Genomic DNA, 16,829 nt, shown 5'->3' with positions numbered 1-16,829 from the left:
TGTGAGGAGGCGTCATATGAGCCACGCATTTCAAGCCGTTTTTGATCGCCAGAAAGCGGCATTTATGACAGACCGGACGAAATCGCGGGACTGGAGGCTAGATCAGTTGGCCCGAATGGAGCGCATGTTGCTTGATCACCAGAAACGGTGGTGTGCTGCGCTTCATCAAGACTTCGGAAAACCGCCTTTTGAACAGTTATTCGAGATCACTGTGCCTATGGGCAACATTGCATTTTACCGTGACAATCTCGATCTGCTGATGGCGCCGGAAGCGGTGATGATACCCGACGGACTAGCAAAACGTGGCTTGCGTGGTGAGGTACGGAAGGAGCCTTACGGTGTCACCTTGGTGGTTGGCCCGTTCAATGCACCGATACTCTTATTGCTTGATCCGGCTGTTGCTGCATTGGCTGCTGGGAATCCTGTTATTCTGAAACCAGCAAATACCACCCCCGCAACTGCGGCATTATTTGCCGAGTTGATCCCGCAGTACTTTGCACCTGAAGATGTTGCTGTTGTCACTGGTGGCCGTCAGGAAATCTCAGCTCTGCTTGAATTACCTTTTGATTTCATTTTCTTTACCGGCAGCGCGTCGGTGGGCAAAGTCGTGATGCGAGCTGCCGCAGAACATTTGACGCCAGTTATTCTGGAGCTGGGAGGACAAAATCCGACAGTGGTTGATGAAACAGCGGATCTTGACCGTGCAGCCAATGCCATTGCATGGGGGCACAATGCGATATCGGGGCAATGGTGTATTGCTCCCGGTTTTGTTTGTGTGCATACGTCTGTTGCGGATGCTTTTGTTGAAAAACTGTCCGCTTCGGTGACCCGAATGTATGGTGCCGATCCGTCACAAAGTCCCGACTTTGCAAGAATGATCAGTGAAAAGGATACGGCCAGGGTGGCTTCATACATAGTGCCGAAGAAGACCGTATTGGGGGGGCGTGCTGATGTCTCTGCCTGCTATGTCGAACCGACCTTACTGTACCCGTCTGACTGGACGGATCCTGCTATGCAGCAGGAGGTCTTCGGACCTGTGCTGCCCATACTCCGCTATAGTGATATACAAGACGTAATCACTCGGCTGAAAACCTTTGAAAAACCGCTTGCCGCTTATATTTTCAGCCGTGATGAAGCCACCATTGAGCGATTTCTGCACTCACTCTCGTTTGGTGGCGGTTGTGTGAATCTGGTCAACCTGCACTGTTGGATTAGCGCTTTACCCTTTGGCGGTGTGGGTTCGTCTGGGATGGGAAAATACTACGGCAAGGCGGGATTTGATGCGCTGAGCAATGCTAAATCTTTGTTGCTGTCACCAGCAGACATCAGTGTCGACGTTTATCCGCCGTATCAGGGTAAAGACATTGATGCGATGCTGGACCCCTTTTCCTGAAAGAAGAGCCAGAAACAGGAGCATTGAATGCATACGATCTATGTCATTGGCGGGGGCTTGCTGCTACTCGGACTGTTCTTTGTGGTGTCCTGGTTCACCGGGCAGCCTTTTGCACGATTTCTGAAACCGTTTCTGCTGGCCTGGCTGATTTGTGCCGCTGTGAATCTCTGGGTGGGGGTTGTTGATGCGGGATACAGCCTGGCAGAGGAATTGCCTATTTTTGCTGTGGTATTTGCCATACCGGCCGTCATTGCCTGGCTGTTGGCAAAGCATCGCGGATAAGTGATTGCCTGTGCCGTTCACTGGCTCAGGTGAAAGGCACTGAGATGAGGTATTTTCCGGGAAGGCAGATGATACAGTCCATGATTCTGAAGCTTGCTCCAAAAGCCGCGTTGCGCCAGCTGGCGACAGACGAGCATCCCCATGTGACCAATATCGAGTTGTTTTTCGATTTGGTGTATGTGTTCACGATTATTCAGCTCTCGCACTTCTTGCTGGCACACAGTTCCTGGCTGGGGGCACTGGAGGCTTTAACGCTGTTTGCCGCGGTATGGTGGTCCTGGAACTATACCGCATGGGCCACTAACTGGCTGGATCCGGATCACGCCCGCGGCCGGATGCTGATGGTTGTGCTGATGGCCTGTGCATTGCTGATGGCGATTGCTATGCCTCTGGCGTTTTCTTCAAGGGCTGGGCTCTTTGCCGGTGCTTACGTGGTGATGGCCTTGACCCGTGCCGGATATATGGCGCTTGTTTTCCGGGGCGAAAGGATGGGGCAGAACTACGCTCAGCTTGGTGCCTGGAGTGGAATATCCGGCCTTTTCTGGATGGCAGGCGTTTGGCTGCCTGAACTCCGATTAGGGTGCTGGATGCTGGCTGTGGTGATTGACTACGCCGCTCCATACGTGGGGTTCTGGTTGCCCGGTAAAGGGGCGACGCCAATGGAAAGCTGGCCGTTGCGCGGATTACATCTGCTGGAGCGGAATCAGCAGGTGTTCATTATTGCATTGGGTGAATCCATCCTGTTGTTGGGTGGGTTGTTAGTGGGAAATGCGCTGCATGCTGACACGCTGGCTGCGGCTACTGTGGGCTTTTTTCTGATTGTCACGCTGTGGTGGATATATTTTGTGCACCTGACGGAAGCGGGGGAGCATCGTTTTCTGCAGGAAGCTGATCATACTAAGCTAGCCAGAGCCAGTCTGGCTTATGCGCATGGCATTATGGTGGGTGGTGCAATAGTGACAGCGGTTGCGATTGAACTCATTGTCGATCACCCCCTGGAGCCGGTCCATCTGCCGGTTGTGACGGCGGCTGCTGCCGGCCCGTCGATTTTTCTGTTCGGCAGCGCTATGTTTCGCCGGACCATAGCGAAGAAAATGCCGTTTGCTTACCTGATTGCTGTTGTAGCGCTTGTCCTCTGGAGCTGGCTGGCCTTTTCTTTCCATTGGCTGGGGCTCTGGCTCGGCACTGGTGTGTTGGGCATTCTCTTATCACTTGCCCGATTCGGGAGGGAGGGCAATCGGGCATGACGGGGCAACCGCTGGCTGCAACTCGGGGTGTGGCCGTCAACCTGACCCTGCTATGCGCCATCCTTTTGCACAACCTGACCTATCCGCTGTCGGTGGCAGGCGGGATATGGCCTGCCGTGTTTTATTGTTTTTACGCTGTTATTTTCGTTGCTGCGACATGGGCGCTAACCGGCGATGTCTGGTTGCGGGGCTTTGTCGCTGTAAGTGGTCTGGCCGTTCTGATGGCGGGTTTGAACAATTCTTACCTTCCGAGCCAGTCAGCGGCGCTGGCTGTTTTTCTCACTTCAATTGTCTATCATCTCGCGATGGTCGTGGTACTGGCATTGTATACATTTCGCGCCCGTACCGTGATGGCCGATGTGGTACTTTCAGCGACCTCTTTATATCTTGTGATTGGCTCAGGGTTTGCCGCCATTTTTGCACTGATTGAATGGGTTGCTCCCGGTTCGTTTATCGTGAGCTCTGGCGCAATAATCAACTGGCAGCAGATGGTGTATTACAGTTATATCACGCTGACCACCCTGGGGTATGGTGATATAACGCCAGTGGGATTTTATGCTCAGGCTGTTGCATCGCTCGAAGCCGTCATCGGTGTGCTTTATACCGTGATCTTACTGTCCAGACTGGTCGGGCTGTACGCGTCAGGCAGAAGATAAGGTCAGTGATGCGCTATCTGGTGAGGCAAATTACGGGTGATTCCAGTCAATCAGTGCGTGACTCGTCATAATATTGCCCCATCACTTCTATGACGTCTTTCATTGCCTGGCGCAACGCTTCAGGCTGGATAACCTGAACTTCCGGTCCGAATCTCAGCATTTCCACCACCGCCTGTTCGGTTTTGCCTGAGGGTAAGGTGACGCTTGTCCAGCCCGTATTATCTGTGTGAGTAATTTGTGTGTGTTGCCGGACATAAGGGGGACTCAGGCTATGTAACATCTTGAGCCCTTTGGCGGTGAGTTTGATCTCTGCTGTGTAGGGGTAGAGTTCAGTCTCCATCTGGCGGGTGCTTTGCTGCCAGTATGCGGATAAGTCAAAGGGCATCGGTGATTCAAAAGAGTGATTCAGGATACTCAGATCCTGAATGCGGGCAACCCGGTAAGTTTTGACCTGCATCTGAGACTGAGCCACCAAATACCAGGTGCCAGCCTTTAACACCATACCCAGCGGATTCACGACCCGCTGGCTGCTGCCCCGCCAGCTTTGATAATCAAACTTGATCTGGTTTTTCTGCCAGATTGCGTTGAACAGCTGCGGCAGGTCGCCAACGGTTTCCTTTTCTGTAAACCAGCCTGGGGTATCCAGTAGAAAACTGGACTGAAATCGTTCGGCGTGAGTGCGGAGACTGACCGGAATGGCAGCCAGTAACTTCAGTCTGGCTTCCGACATGGCGGGCGCGAGTCCCAGTTCCTGCATCGGGCCGGACAAACCGAGCATGAAAAGTGTTTCGATTTCCTGTTTAGAGAAACCATTGAGCTGTGTTCGGTAGCCTTCCAGCAACCGGTAACCCCCATTGACGCCCTGTTCGCTGTATACAGGGATACCCAGCGCACTCAGGCTGTCGATGTCGCGGTAGATACTGCGGACAGAAACCTGACAGTCGCGGGCGAGCTCTGCTGCACTGACTTGCTCGCGGGATTGCAGGGTCATCAGAATGGTCAGGAGTCGACTGGCGCGCATCAGCTTTTCCACCGTTAAAGAAAGAAATCAGAAAGAGTCAGGATCGTTTTTAAACCTGACAAAATCTGACAGGTATGGCCAATATAGTGACCCGGACTGATAACAACAACAGGAAATAACAATGTCCGATAAAGCACTTGGTAACGAACTGGTATTCTTCCATTCACCGCATACGCGCTCGTCCAGCGTTCTGATCCTGCTTAACGAGCTGAATGTGCCTTTTAAACTGAATGCGCTGAATATGCTGGTGGAGGAGAACAGACAACCGGCCTATCTGGCGATTAACCCGCTGGGGAAGGTACCGGCTTTACTTGATGACGGTGCCTTGATTACTGATCAGGTAGCAATCTATCTGTATCTGGCTGACTTATTTTCCTCCGGCGGCCTGGCTCCCGGCCTGAGCGATCCGCTGCGTGGTCCCTATTTGCGTTGGATGCTCTATTACTCCGCCTGCTTTGAACCCGCTGTTTGCGACAAAGCCATGGGGTGGGTGCCCAATGAGCAAAAGGTCAGCCCTTACGGAGACTACGACACTGTGCTCGGGATACTCATTGAGCAACTCAGGGCAGGCCCTTATTTGCTGGGAGAGCGTTTTACGGCGGCTGATCTGTTATGGGCAACAGCACTGAAATATTGCACGGCATTTGGATCGGTTGAGCCAGATCCTGTGATTACTCAGTATCTGGCGCGGGTCACTGCACGGCCTTGCTTTACATATGCCAAAGATCTGGATACCAAACTGGCGGCTGATCATGAAGCCGGGCGTTTAAAAATACTGGAAGCAGGGGAATTCGCACGCAGGTAGCGGTTTTCTGCCCATCGCGCAGACACCAAAAAATGGCTGGCTCAGATGGCATTCATCAGAGCCAGCCATACACCGCAGGGGCATGAATGCCCCTCTTTTTCAACGCGATGTCTTGTACAGAATCATCACCTTGAAAGGAGACGTTATCGTTGTGAGTCTAACGTTTCATTATTTTTCACAACATCTTGCGCTTTACCATAGCTCTCAATCAGGAGTTGGTAGGCCGGGAAAATCTTGGTATAAATTGCCGCCCATTCCATCGCATCTTCACGATTCCAAGTGCCTTGTAGTTCAGATGCAACAGCGGCGGTATCCATAGGAACCACACCAGCTTGTACCACTCTGGCAAGTGTGATCTCTTGGGCCATTTTCGAGTAGGTACCCGAGGCATCCACAACCGCAAAAACCTTATAGCCATCGTAGACAGCACTGATAGCGGGAAATGCCATACATACACTGGTAATCGTGCCGGCAATAATGAGTGTTTTTCGCCCTGTAGCTTTTACAGCATTGACAAAGTCAGGGTTGTCCCACGCATTAATTTCACCTTTTCTAGCCACATATTGAGCATGCGGAGCGTTTTCATGTATCTCTGGAATCAACGGACCATTAGGCCCCTGAGGTACGGACGCTGTTGTAATGACAGGAAGCTCTGACAAAGTAGCCATTTTCGCTAAGGCAGCAGCCCGTTGGCGTAGTTCTGGCATAGGCATGTCACCGACGGTTTGGAACAGACCACTTTGGTGATCAATCAGTAGCATTACGCTATCGGCGGGATCGATTGTTGGTTTTGTATTTCCGAAATTAGCTGGAGAGCTCATTATTAATTCCTCAGTAAGTGCTTTATTTAGCTGATTTTTCCAAATTGGCCGTTGTTGTAATCAAAGATTGCCTGTGAAATTTCTTCACGGGTGTTCATTACAAAAGGGCCGTGACCGACAACAGGCTCGTTTAATGGCGCGCCATTCAGTAACAGCGCAGTTGTCTCTTCTTCTACACTGAAGCTAAAAACGTCTCCTTCACGTTCCATGACTGCGAGTTCAGCTTCATGAACAAGATGTTTGTCCTCAATCTTGACCTTACCTTTCAGAATGAAAAGCGCAGTGGTATGTCCTTCCGGCAGTTGAAAGGAAACGTGATGATTGGCTTTTAAACGCAAATCCCAAACATTCATCGGGGTAAATGTGCTGGCTGGCCCGGTAGTGTGTTCATAGGAACCGGCAATGATGCGAGCGATACCGGCATCGTCTGGCAGAGAGGCTTCAGGTATCTCCGCGTTGGTAATTCCCTGATAGGAAGGCGATGTCATCTTATCTTTTGCCGGTAAGTTCACCCACAGCTGGACCATTTCGAAGGCCCCGCCAGACTGAGCAAACGCAGGGCTATGATATTCTTCATGGATGATCCCTGAAGCGGCAGTCATCCACTGAACATCACCAGGCTCGATCGTGCCACCGGCACCGGAAGAGTCACGGTGTGATACGCCGCCGTCATAAACGATGGTGACGGTCTCAAAACCGCGATGCGGATGCTGGCCCACACCCAGTTTGTTTGTTGTGGGTGGAAAATAAGCGGGTCCGGCGTAGTCCATTAATAAAAATGGCGACATTTCTTGTGCAATATCGGCATAAGAAAAAATACCCCGTACCGGAAAACCATCTCCGACCCAATGATTACCGTTACTTTTTTTAATAAACGAAAGCTTTTTCATCATTCAACTCCTCAAGATTGCATGAATCTTAATGTAGTTGATACTCAGTTCTTTTATTAGGTAGTAAAATTCAAAAACACTTTTCAATGAGATGAACAATGGACTTTAATGAAACCGCAGTCTTCGTGAAGGTTGTTGAATCCGGAAGCTTTAGTGCAGCAGCAAGGCTGATTGGCTCGCCGACATCAACCATCAGTACGCGTGTTGCGCGGCTTGAAAAGCGGCTCGGCGTGACACTGTTGCAACGCACAACCCGAAAATTGCAATTAACCGAGGCGGGGGAAATTTACTTTAAGCATGCCGCGAAAGGGCTGCATCATATCCTTGATGCAGAATCGGCAGTCGTGGAGTCGGTGGCGGAACCGGCGGGTCGCTTGTGTATTACGGCACCGGCCGATCTCGGTGATCATATTCTGTCTGAGATCATTTCGACAATGAGGCAGCATTGCCCGAAAGTCACCCTGGAATTGGTCTTAATGAACCGGTATGTCGATCTGATTGCAGAAGGTATTGACGTTGCGATCAGGACGGGATCGCTGGCCGACTCAACCTTAGTAGCAAAAAAAGTCGGAACGGCATGCTGGGCACCCTTTGCGAGTCCGGCATTTTTAGAAACAATTGACCCCCCGAAAACCCTCAGGATCTTCGTCATTATTCGTGCCTGCAATTCAGCGCATTAGGTAAAGCATCCTGGACACTGTACAACCAGAGCAACAGCGTCACTGTCCCTATGCCCGGTACCGTCGTGGTGAATGATGTCGGGCTCATGCATGCCATGGCGATTGCCGGCGAGGGCATTGCGTTATTACCGACGTATTTGTATGAAAATACGGGTCAGGCAGGCAAGTTAGTGCGTATTCTACCTGAATGGCACGCAAAGGCTGATCCGATTCATATTGTTTATCCCCGACAACAATTTATGCCACCAAAGCTGAGGTATTTCATTGATTTAGCTTCAGAGCTGTTGGAGAAAAGGCTCGGTGGTATCAGTCGGTCATCGATGGCTGAAGGGTAATATTTGCATTGATGGCGGACACCGAGCTTACCCGGCTACAGACATGAGAGTTGCCGCCCATCGGCTTTCTTACCTAATGCAAGCAGAGGAAAGTACTGCTCCTTGCTAGCCCCTCAAACAGTATTGACTTGCGGGCCGTAACCCAATAATCTCATCATATTCGAAATTTCATATATGATAGAGCCATGTGTGACGCATTAACGTTTTACAAATCACTGGCCGAGGAAACTCGGCTTAAATCATTGTTGTTGCTGATGTCCAAGGGCGAGTTATGTGTGTGCGACCTGATGTCTTCGCTGGATCTGAGCCAGCCTAAAGTGTCTCGCCATCTGGCTGAACTCCGGAAGAATGGTCTGGTCAGCGATCAACGTCGTGGCAAGTGGGTGTATTACCGGCTGAATGACGAACTCCCTGTATGGATGCAGGAGGTTTTGAACCACACACTGAAAAACAATCAAGCGCTGATTACGGCAGAACTGCATTCGCTTTCTGCAAACCTATGTGATTTTTAGGAGGTTATTATGCCTGAGGTGCCAGAACTGTTGCCAAATATAGAAACGGATGAATTTCACATTCCGGAGACCGATATGCTTTGCCGTCAGTATGCCACGCACCCACCGCGAATTCTGCTGCTGTACGGCTCACTCCGCGAGCGATCCTATAGCCGCTTAGTGATAGAGGAATCTGCTCGGTTGCTCACCGCCATGGGCGCGGAAGTACGCATTTTTAATCCTGCTGGCCTGCCTCAGCCTGATACCTGCGAGGTGTCTCATCCTAAGGTGGCAGAACTGCGGGAGTTAATGATGTGGTCGGAAGGCCAGGTATGGTGCTCACCGGAGCGGCACGGTGCGATGACAAGCATTATGAAAAGCCAAATCGACTGGATACCGCTGAGTATTGGCTCCGTCAGGCCAACACAAGGTAAAACGCTTGCAGTGATGCAGGTTTCAGGAGGCTCCCAGTCGTTTAACGCGGTAAACCAGATGCGCATTTTGGGCCGATGGATGCGGATGTTTACGATTCCCAACCAGTCTTCGGTGGCGAAGGCATACATGGAGTTTGAAGAGGATGGCAGAATGAAACCGTCCGCCTACTATCGGCGCATCGTCGATGTGGTGGAAGAATTATTTAAGTTTACCTTATTGCTCCGCGACAATAAGAATTGGCTTGTTGACCGCTATTCTGAGCGTGTAGAGAGTGCTGAAAAGTTATCTGAACGTGTTAATCAGCGAAGCATCTAATTGAGATAGAGAATCTAGCATGACAAATACACAAGCCTGCGCGGATGTGGCTGTATCCCATAAAATGCGTTTTCTGGACAGGTATTTAACCGTCTGGATTTTTTTAGCCATGGCGGCAGGTGTCGGCCTGGGGGTGGCTTTTCCTGAGGTGGCGCAATGGAATGAATCGATGTCAGTGGGAAGCACCAATATTCCGCTGGCGATTGGCTTGATTCTGATGATGTACCCGCCGTTGGCGAAGGTGAACTACAGCTTGCTGGGTGAGGTGACCCGGGATAAGCGTGCCATCACCCTGTCGCTGATCATGAACTGGATTATCGGCCCGATTCTGATGTTTTCACTCGCGGTGATTTTCCTGCGTGATCAGCCGGGATACATGGTTGGGCTGATTTTGATTGGTCTGGCACGTTGCATTGCTATGGTGCTGGTATGGAATGATATCAGTGGCGGCAACAAAGAGTACGGGGCGACCCTGGTTGCCCTGAACAGCGTGTTCCAGATTTTCACTTATAGCTTGATGGCCTGGCTGTTTATTACGGTACTGCCACCCATGTTCGGGCTGCAGGGATTTGCGGTTGATATTACCATTATCGACATCGCTGAGAGTGTATTGATTTATCTTGGCATACCTTTCCTTGCGGGCTTTCTGAGCCGCAAATGGCTGGTCGCCGCTAAGGGCGAGGATTGGTACAACCAGGTCTTTATCCCGCGCATTTCGCCGATCACCTTAATTGCTTTGCTGGCGACCATAGTGCTGATGTTCAGCCTGAAAGGCGAAATGATCATTGAGCTGCCAATGGATGTCGTACAGGTAGCGATACCGCTGGTGATTTATTTCTTGATCATGTTTTTTGCCAGTTTCTTTATCGGCAAAAAAATGGGCTTGCCTTACGATCAGAATACCTCGATTGCTTTTACCTCATCAGGCAACAATTTTGAGCTGGCTATTGCGGTGTCGATTGCGGTTTTTGGCCTGAATTCCGATCAGGCTTTTGTCGGTGTAATTGGCCCATTGGTGGAAGTACCGGTTTTGATTGCCTTGGTGAATGTCGCGCTGAAAATGAAGCGTAAGTATTATCCGGCTTAGTTGGCGTATCTAGCACGCCATGAAATCCCGTCCAGCCTGCTGCGTGTAGTGGCGCAGAAAAGAGTGTTTTTTTGCCACTACACGCAAAAGGTACGGTTCAGTTGCCTCTGGTTGATACCGAGAGCGACTGAAGTCGAGGGCTGCTGATACTGGGATCTACTGAGCTATTTCACTCGGTTCTTGTGCATTTTTATCGACTATGTCCTGCAATCTGTCTTTGATCTGCTGGCTGGATTCAGTCTCAATCTGCTGTCGGAGTTGCTCCAGAGTCGTGTTGTCCAGCGCGCGATAACTGAGAGAATTGGCGGCCACTTCGCGGGTGGTGACATTCGTGTCATCTTTGAGCGTCTGCAACAAATAGTCGGTGGCATCTGAGCCGGGGACAAACCGCAGGGCATGGGTAGCCCGCTGGCGAATGTCGGTATTGGATTGCTCGGTATAAGTGTGCAAATCTCCGAAGCTCAGGTATTGCCCCATATTTCCCAGCACTGTCAGATGATGAAGGGTCGCCGAGGTATCGGGCGCAGATCTGAGTTCCAGCAATTGATCAGAGACATAAGCGTTGGCTGTGGTGCTGTCTTCCACACCCATACGCTGAACCATGGCGCTTTTGGCCAGATCGACATTGGCTGGCATCGACGCCGCCAACGGGCTGTTGCCGACCATATTGGAGAAGCGTTCAAAGGTTTGCGTATTGCCCTGCGGCGACAGTGCCAGCGACGCCATGATTGAGGCCGCCGCCTGATTCTCATTCATCCTGGTATTCAGCGTGGTTAGCATTGCTTCCTGCGAAGCGCGGCTGGCCACTGTACTCAGTGCACTCAGATACAGGCTGAACCCCGGTTCATGAGTACCAAATTTCGCCAGATCATCGGTCAGCAGATCCAGATCGCCGGGATAGGCGCGGGCAAAGTTCTGCAGCAGGGCGCTCAGCTGGCTTTCGGCTTTAACCCTTTCCAGACCATCCAGCGACAGCATGGCATCATAAAGGTCTTTAATGTCCTGATAAGCTTCTTCCGCTGAGGTGTTGATACCCTGAGTTGTCTGATCTGACTTTTGTTGCTCAGCACTCGCTGCTTTCTGAGCGCCGGCCCCCTGACTGGCTTTGCCCCCGGTGGAGAGAAACACCTCAGCGGCGGTTAACTCGATCTGACGCTGCGATTGAACCTGTTGGATCAGGGCAAGTTCAGCCTGACTGATGCTCTGAGACCATGACGTCAGGTTAAGCACCAAGCGGTTGTTATTGCTTGCCAGCGGCTGGTCGTTGAGCAGATGCTGGACGCTTTCATCCACAGACAACGATTGCAGCATTCTGTGTTGCTGATCCCAGCGAGCCTGATGGCTGAAGGAGTAGACAGGCTTGAGTGTGTTTGCCAGTCCGCGGGCCTGAGCCAATCCACGGGCTTGGTCATAGACGGCTTTGTCCAGTTCACGGCGTTTGAATAAGGCGTAGCTGTCGGTTGCCGGCGTCGGCGTAGTGTCCGGCTGCAGGCTGTAGAATGCGGTGAACTCGCCGTTGTAATCCTTTTCTGAGCGTTGCCATTGCGCGTTGCCGCTGAGCGTTTCCGGAATAATGTGTTGCATCATGAAGGCGATCGTCTCCATGGATTTCAGCGACGGATGAGGCTGTGTCAAATAGACTTCCAGGATCTCACCTTCAGCGGAGCTGATGAACTCTATCCCTTGCTGCACCTGCTGACGAATTGCCGCCACTATCTCGGGATTGGCCTGCTGATTGACGACGGCAGTGATGTCCGGCGACGGTATTCTTATCAGCTTGTAAATGAGATCATCCTGGAATTGCCGGTACTGGAACATTTCACCGGTAATATCAAAACGGATCGTTTGCTCAACTGTGGTGCCAGGGGCCGAAAAAGCGATATCGGCACTGTATTGCAGCGCAAAGACTTGTTTAGCAAATGCCTCAGAGGCGGTGTTGTCACTGTGTGAAGACGGCATGCCAGTGTGCTGAAAAGCCGGCGTATTGCTGTTCGTGCTTGTTTGCGTGGCGGGTGGCTGGACTAAGGCAGAATCGGATTCATGGTCAGGTACGGCGGAAGCGGGCGATTCTGAGAGACGAAACAGCGCGGCACCTGCGGCTACGCAGCTGACCAGCAGCAGGATAAAAAGTAATTTGTTCTTCATAGAATATTGACTCATGACACAGAGATGCTCCCCGCACGGTGGATGCGGGGAGGAAGGGCGCTGAGATTACTGAACGGGCAGGAAAGTGCTTCCTTGCGCTAATGTTTTCTCAAAGGTATAGCCAGGCCATTCATAGATGGTCAATTTGTACTTATCGTTCACCGAACCGTAAATATTGCCACCGGCCAGATTGGCGGTATTGGTAATGCCGTAACCAAACGCAAAACCATTTTGCGGCGCATCCCAGCGACCATAGGCTTCAAAGGCCAGATCATCCGAGATAATAGACACTTCACCACCGAGAGAGATTTTATTCAGCAAAATGCGGGCGGAGGCTTCAGTGAATCCTGTCACATCGGCGCTGGGCACGGCTTTGGCGGTCAGTGCCAGGTTGTCGTAACCCGCTTCCAGTGCCACGTTGAGCTTGGTTCTTACGCCGACACCAACATCCAGAATGACAGGTCCCAGCGGGATACCCGCATACAGGCCAAGATCCGGAATGGGCAGAATCGGCAGGTCTTTCTTCAGCGATGGCCCTTCTTCTGCGGACATGGTGTATTCCTGAGAAAGGATATCGGTACCCATCACATTGACGCGTCCATCAACGCCGAATTGCGCTGCATTGGTTGCTGTGGCACCTGCGGTGACAGACGCCACCTGAATATCATTGTTCAGTAATTTGCCATCAATACCGGCAATACCTTCAACACGCAGGCAGTTGCTGCGGCCTTGCACGTTCAGATAACCTTTAATGGTAGAAGAGGCCAGATCCTGAGAAGAATCATCCACATCTTTGGTATAGGAGCCTCCGAACCTGGCGTCGACAAGTGCCTCACCGGAGGCAATACAGTCGGCGTACAATGAGGCGTGAGCAACTGGAGTCAGGCTGAATAAGGGTAAAGCGATGAGCGCTAATTGCTTAAATTTGGCCATAAAGGTTTCCTTATATAATAGGAGTGTTAACGCGTCTTGAGGTTTTTCTGGAATACACGAACGTGATGGATACCTTTTAAAAGTACGTTTTTGCTAATTTATTATTATCTAATGTTGTGGTTTTCTAATTAATCTTTTTTGTGAAAATAAAAGGAACATTTTTCATGTTTGTATATGGGCTGGAAGCTAATAAAGAGTTTTCTGTTTTGCTGTTCCTTGTGGTGTATTGTTCACTGTTTTTTTATTCTTTTATTGAAATTATCAAAATGAAAAAATAAAGTCCATCTAATTTTCGTTCGAGCGCCGTTTTTATCTGGACGTTGTTAATGTGAACAAAACGGGTTGCCGCTAATTATTTGTAATGAATGCTACGAAAGGCGGTTGGTGTTGGGTTTTTATAAGCTTTCGGTTAACAATAATTTTATTAATTCTTTTATTATACTTTAGTAATATCTAATGCTTTGGCGGAGAAAAGGTGAAAGATTTAATTCGATGTTATATGAAGGGGTAAGCTGACGTGTATAAGTCAGACACGAAGGGTTGATAATAGTCCTTAACTGATATCATGGATGCTAACGGCATTTTACCATGAGAGCAAAGCAACCATTATTCTTCATCGATGGTATTGAACCTTTGTGCAAGATAGTTAATGAGCGTGCGAACAGAAGGTAATAATCCGCGCCGGGTTGGGAATATGGCATGAATAATTTCCTGGTGAGGAGACCAATCAGGCACCACTCTGACGAGCAGGCCCTGTTTAAGTTGCTTTTGCACCATAAGTAATGGGAGCTGAACGATACCCACACCAGCTAAAGCTGCAGTACGTAAGGCAATCATATCGGTCGTGATAAAGCGGGGAGTATGCTGCACTGTGATTTCAGATTGATCCGAACTAAACAGCTTCCAGGTGAAAACCTTCTGCTGACTACTCAGCCCGAGACTGGGCAGGGTAGTCAGATCATGTGGGGTGACAGGCGGGTTGAGTTGTCGAATCAGATCCGGGCTCGCCACCAGACACTGACCTCGCACCGCTAAGATACGCATAACAAGCTCACTGTCCTGGATTGGGGGTGGCCGGACACGGATGGCGATATCGATGGCTTCTTTGACCACATCAACCCGGCGGTTAGTGGCTTCCAGATGGATGGTAATCTGCGGATACATGGCCATGAAATCAGCCAGCATCAGTCCGATGTGCTGATGTAACAATGCAACCGGACAAGTTATACGAATAACACCTCGCGGCTCAGCCCGGGTTGTCTCAATGACCTCTTGCGCCGCCTCCGCTTCTACCAGCATGGCTTTACAATGTTCATAATAAGCACGGCCGATTTCCGTCATTATAAACTGGCGTGTGGTACGTTGAATGAGCCGGACACCGAGCTTGTCTTCTAAGTTAGCAATGCGGCGGCTGAGCTTGGATTTTGGGATACCCAACGCCTTACCGGCGTGAGTAAATCCTCCATGATCTACAGCTTGAACAAAATAGTAGAGATCGTTCAGATCGTGCATCGTATACATTGTTCTGAAAATAGGACACTGATACTCATTTTAGCACCCTACTCTTCCCTGCGAGCAGTATCTACTTTTATACGATGCTGTCATCGGCCACCGTTCATGGCAGTTCGTGAAAAGTGTATGGCACTCACAGAACGGGGAAGGAGAAAACCATGAGTAAACAATATGTTCGGCTTGATAAAAATAATGCAGCAGTGTTGCTGGTGGATCACCAGACCGGCCTTTTGTCACTGGTTCGGGATATAGACCCTGATAAATTCAAAAATAATGTGTTGGCAGTCGGTGATTTAGCAAAATATTTCGGGCTGCCAACGATTCTGACAACCAGTTTTGAAACGGGTCCTAATGGCCCTCTCGTTCCTGAACTGAAAGAGCAATTTCCGGATGCGCCGTATATCGCCCGGCCGGGGCAAATCAATGCCTGGGATAATGAAGACTTTGTGAAAGCGGTTAAATCGACCGGTAAAAAACAGCTTATTATTGCTGGTGTAGTGACTGAAGTCTGTGTTGCATTCCCGGCATTGTCAGCGATTGAAGAAGGTTTCGATGTCTTCGTCGTCACCGATGCTTCCGGAACTTTCAACGAAGTGACCCGCCATTCTGCCTGGGATCGTATGTCTCAGTCCGGCGCGCAGTTAATGACCTGGTTCGGGTTAGCCTGCGAGCTTCACCGTGACTGGCGAAATGACATTGAAGGACTCGGCGCATTATTTTCAAATCATATCCCGGATTACCGCAATCTGATCACGAGCTTCAATACCCTGACTGAGGGTAAAAAGTGAGTGCGTTCACACTAAATCGCATGGTATCGGTTGGTTAGCCATGCTTTTAGGTTGATGTAACGTCAGAGTACGCCACATAGACGATATGTGGCGTATCCATGTTGAAATAAAGATATTGTTACTAAAGGAATAATGTTTCCACCTCTAAGAATGTTGGGGTGAGGTCTGTGTGGTGAAGTGAAAAATGATTTCTCGGTAATAGTTCTTTCATCTTAAATGGTCTTAAATTTTTAATTATGATGCTGAGTAGTTGTTTTTAACCAGATTAAATATGTCAATCTATGCGTGAATATGAGTGTATAAGTAGAGTGAACGTATTTGCTTAATGTTTTGTTCTGTAATTAAAAGTATGATTTTTTGAGATGTGATATCCAGCAATATTAAAGGCACTTTCTTGCTTCTTGTGGGTTGTAAGTGGGGCAGTGTGTCTGAGTAAATTTCACGGGCATTATCATAATCATCCTATTGTTTCAATAAGTATTTTTCATTGGTTATGAATTGCATTTTATATGAGATGGTACTAGTGTTTATTAGATTGAACACTGGGGTTTTAATGTTGAAGCTACCAAAGGTTTTAACCCTAATTAAAAGTTGTCATACGATTTTAAATAAGTCATACGATTTTAAATAAATAGGTATATACATTAATTATAGTGTTATTTTATCGATTATGTTTGGATTGATGGGTTTTTTGAATATGGATATCAACTTGAATTCATTTTTTAAATTAGTATTGTTGTTGTTTGTGTTAAATCCACTATCAGAAATCTCTGCCACCGAAGGTGCATTGGGTCGCCCCATTCCTGGTACGAATGTGCAGACAAGTGCAGGTATTGTTTCACCAACACCAATCTGGGCTATTAACATTAACCAGATCTATTTTGATGGCAGTATTGAAAACTCTAAACAAGTGCCTGTTGCCGGTACTGTGTCTGCGGGGATAGAGGCTGAATTATCTTTTACCACAGTGACCGCAATGAAAGTATGGGATGG

The 16,829-nt window shown here is 49.5% G+C and carries 18 protein-coding genes; 12 read left to right on the top strand and 6 right to left on the bottom strand.

Annotated features, from left to right (window positions below):
* The first annotated feature begins 16 nt into the window (after positions 1-16).
* The 4 genes from KCG43_RS04790 to KCG43_RS04775 all read left to right on the top strand — a co-directional run bounded on the left by KCG43_RS04790 (position 17) and on the right by KCG43_RS04775 (position 3,578).
* A complete protein-coding gene (locus KCG43_RS04790) occupies positions 17-1,393 on the top strand; it encodes an aldehyde dehydrogenase family protein (RefSeq protein WP_192014782.1) in 1,377 nt (458 codons plus the stop codon).
* A gap of 27 nt (positions 1,394-1,420) precedes the next feature.
* On the top strand, positions 1,421-1,675 hold the full coding sequence (locus KCG43_RS04785) for a hypothetical protein (RefSeq protein WP_192014783.1): 255 nt from the start codon (positions 1,421-1,423) through the stop codon (positions 1,673-1,675).
* A 68-nt stretch (positions 1,676-1,743) separates the two neighbouring features.
* On the top strand, positions 1,744-2,922 hold the full coding sequence (locus KCG43_RS04780) for a low temperature requirement protein A (RefSeq protein ID WP_218383634.1): 1,179 nt from the start codon (positions 1,744-1,746) through the stop codon (positions 2,920-2,922).
* Positions 2,919-3,578: a potassium channel family protein gene (locus KCG43_RS04775; RefSeq protein ID WP_192014784.1), complete on the top strand. Its 660-nt coding sequence runs from the start codon at positions 2,919-2,921 to the stop codon at positions 3,576-3,578. Before KCG43_RS04780 ends, KCG43_RS04775 begins: the two co-directional genes overlap by 4 nt.
* A 46-nt stretch (positions 3,579-3,624) precedes the next feature.
* Here KCG43_RS04775 and KCG43_RS04770 read toward each other — a convergent pair whose 3' ends face one another.
* Positions 3,625-4,599, bottom strand: a complete 975-nt coding sequence (locus tag KCG43_RS04770) for a YafY family protein (RefSeq protein ID WP_192014785.1) — start codon at positions 4,597-4,599, stop codon at positions 3,625-3,627.
* Between the two features lie 121 nt (positions 4,600-4,720).
* Between KCG43_RS04770 and KCG43_RS04765 the strand changes: the two genes are divergently transcribed.
* Complete coding sequence (locus KCG43_RS04765) at positions 4,721-5,404, top strand: glutathione S-transferase family protein (RefSeq protein ID WP_218383629.1); 684 nt, start codon at positions 4,721-4,723, stop codon at positions 5,402-5,404.
* Positions 5,405-5,547: 143 nt separating this feature from the next.
* Here the strand turns inward: KCG43_RS04765 and KCG43_RS04760 are convergent, their stop codons facing one another.
* Both KCG43_RS04760 and KCG43_RS04755 read right to left on the bottom strand, forming a co-directional pair.
* On the bottom strand, positions 5,548-6,225 hold the full coding sequence (locus KCG43_RS04760; RefSeq protein WP_192014787.1) for a hydrolase: 678 nt from the start codon (positions 6,223-6,225) through the stop codon (positions 5,548-5,550).
* Between the two features lie 26 nt (positions 6,226-6,251).
* Positions 6,252-7,118 (bottom strand): pirin family protein, encoded by an 867-nt coding sequence (locus tag KCG43_RS04755; RefSeq protein ID WP_218383628.1) that lies wholly within the window; start codon positions 7,116-7,118, stop codon positions 6,252-6,254.
* 95 nt (positions 7,119-7,213) lie between these two features.
* Here KCG43_RS04755 and KCG43_RS04750 point away from each other — a divergent pair, with 95 nt between their 5' ends.
* The 5 genes from KCG43_RS04750 to arsB all read left to right on the top strand — a co-directional run bounded on the left by KCG43_RS04750 (position 7,214) and on the right by arsB (position 10,458).
* Complete coding sequence (locus KCG43_RS04750) at positions 7,214-7,795, top strand: LysR family transcriptional regulator (protein WP_218383627.1); 582 nt, start codon at positions 7,214-7,216, stop codon at positions 7,793-7,795.
* The gene (locus KCG43_RS04745) at positions 7,777-8,130 is read left to right on the top strand and encodes a LysR substrate-binding domain-containing protein (RefSeq protein WP_218383890.1); all 354 of its coding nucleotides are present in this window, start codon (positions 7,777-7,779) and stop codon (positions 8,128-8,130) included. The genes KCG43_RS04750 and KCG43_RS04745 overlap by 19 nt, the downstream gene beginning before the upstream one ends.
* Positions 8,131-8,315: 185 nt before the next feature.
* A complete protein-coding gene (locus KCG43_RS04740; RefSeq protein ID WP_192014789.1) occupies positions 8,316-8,642 on the top strand; it encodes a metalloregulator ArsR/SmtB family transcription factor in 327 nt (108 codons plus the stop codon).
* 9 nt (positions 8,643-8,651) lie between these two features.
* Positions 8,652-9,371, top strand: a complete 720-nt coding sequence (arsH, locus tag KCG43_RS04735; RefSeq protein WP_218383625.1) for an arsenical resistance protein ArsH — start codon at positions 8,652-8,654, stop codon at positions 9,369-9,371.
* A gap of 19 nt (positions 9,372-9,390) precedes the next feature.
* Positions 9,391-10,458: an ACR3 family arsenite efflux transporter gene (gene arsB, locus KCG43_RS04730; RefSeq protein ID WP_218383623.1), complete on the top strand. Its 1,068-nt coding sequence runs from the start codon at positions 9,391-9,393 to the stop codon at positions 10,456-10,458.
* 156 nt (positions 10,459-10,614) lie between these two features.
* Here arsB and KCG43_RS04725 read toward each other — a convergent pair whose 3' ends face one another.
* The 3 genes from KCG43_RS04725 to KCG43_RS04715 form a co-directional block, all read right to left on the bottom strand.
* Entirely contained in the window at positions 10,615-12,618 is a 2,004-nt protein-coding gene (locus tag KCG43_RS04725) for a hypothetical protein (RefSeq protein WP_218383621.1), read from the bottom strand.
* Positions 12,619-12,669: 51 nt separating this feature from the next.
* Positions 12,670-13,536: a hypothetical protein gene (locus tag KCG43_RS04720; protein WP_218383619.1), complete on the bottom strand. Its 867-nt coding sequence runs from the start codon at positions 13,534-13,536 to the stop codon at positions 12,670-12,672.
* Between the two features lie 606 nt (positions 13,537-14,142).
* Positions 14,143-15,048 (bottom strand): LysR family transcriptional regulator, encoded by a 906-nt coding sequence (locus KCG43_RS04715; RefSeq protein ID WP_192014794.1) that lies wholly within the window; start codon positions 15,046-15,048, stop codon positions 14,143-14,145.
* A gap of 158 nt (positions 15,049-15,206) precedes the next feature.
* On the opposite strand from KCG43_RS04715, the gene ycaC reads away from it, so the two are divergent.
* Together ycaC and KCG43_RS04705 are read left to right on the top strand one after the other, a co-directional pair.
* On the top strand, positions 15,207-15,836 hold the full coding sequence (ycaC, locus tag KCG43_RS04710; RefSeq protein ID WP_192014795.1) for an isochorismate family cysteine hydrolase YcaC: 630 nt from the start codon (positions 15,207-15,209) through the stop codon (positions 15,834-15,836).
* A gap of 697 nt (positions 15,837-16,533) precedes the next feature.
* Positions 16,534-16,829: hypothetical protein (locus KCG43_RS04705; protein ID WP_218383617.1), on the top strand; the 296-nt coding region annotated here is incomplete at its 3' end.

Origin of the sequence: Photobacterium sp. WH24 (genome assembly GCF_019204055.1) — a bacterium.
In the GTDB taxonomy this organism is placed as follows: domain Bacteria; phylum Pseudomonadota; class Gammaproteobacteria; order Enterobacterales; family Vibrionaceae; genus Photobacterium; species Photobacterium arenosum.
Note: the sequence above shows the minus strand (reverse complement) of the source record. Positions and strands in the feature narration are given on the sequence as shown.

Coding starts and splice junctions, on each gene's coding strand:
- KCG43_RS04790 (WP_192014782.1), top strand. CDS start 17: ATGAGCCACGCATTTCAAGCCGTTTTTGATCGCCAGAAAGCGGCATTT.
- KCG43_RS04785 (WP_192014783.1), top strand. CDS start 1,421: ATGCATACGATCTATGTCATTGGCGGGGGCTTGCTGCTACTCGGACTG.
- KCG43_RS04780 (WP_218383634.1), top strand. CDS start 1,744: ATGATACAGTCCATGATTCTGAAGCTTGCTCCAAAAGCCGCGTTGCGC.
- KCG43_RS04775 (WP_192014784.1), top strand. CDS start 2,919: ATGACGGGGCAACCGCTGGCTGCAACTCGGGGTGTGGCCGTCAACCTG.
- KCG43_RS04770 (WP_192014785.1), bottom strand. CDS start 4,599: ATGCGCGCCAGTCGACTCCTGACCATTCTGATGACCCTGCAATCCCGC.
- KCG43_RS04765 (WP_218383629.1), top strand. CDS start 4,721: ATGTCCGATAAAGCACTTGGTAACGAACTGGTATTCTTCCATTCACCG.
- KCG43_RS04760 (WP_192014787.1), bottom strand. CDS start 6,225: ATGAGCTCTCCAGCTAATTTCGGAAATACAAAACCAACAATCGATCCC.
- KCG43_RS04755 (WP_218383628.1), bottom strand. CDS start 7,118: ATGATGAAAAAGCTTTCGTTTATTAAAAAAAGTAACGGTAATCATTGG.
- KCG43_RS04750 (WP_218383627.1), top strand. CDS start 7,214: ATGGACTTTAATGAAACCGCAGTCTTCGTGAAGGTTGTTGAATCCGGA.
- KCG43_RS04740 (WP_192014789.1), top strand. CDS start 8,316: ATGTGTGACGCATTAACGTTTTACAAATCACTGGCCGAGGAAACTCGG.
- arsH (WP_218383625.1), top strand. CDS start 8,652: ATGCCTGAGGTGCCAGAACTGTTGCCAAATATAGAAACGGATGAATTT.
- arsB (WP_218383623.1), top strand. CDS start 9,391: ATGACAAATACACAAGCCTGCGCGGATGTGGCTGTATCCCATAAAATG.
- KCG43_RS04725 (WP_218383621.1), bottom strand. CDS start 12,618: ATGAGTCAATATTCTATGAAGAACAAATTACTTTTTATCCTGCTGCTG.
- KCG43_RS04720 (WP_218383619.1), bottom strand. CDS start 13,536: ATGGCCAAATTTAAGCAATTAGCGCTCATCGCTTTACCCTTATTCAGC.
- KCG43_RS04715 (WP_192014794.1), bottom strand. CDS start 15,048: ATGCACGATCTGAACGATCTCTACTATTTTGTTCAAGCTGTAGATCAT.
- ycaC (WP_192014795.1), top strand. CDS start 15,207: ATGAGTAAACAATATGTTCGGCTTGATAAAAATAATGCAGCAGTGTTG.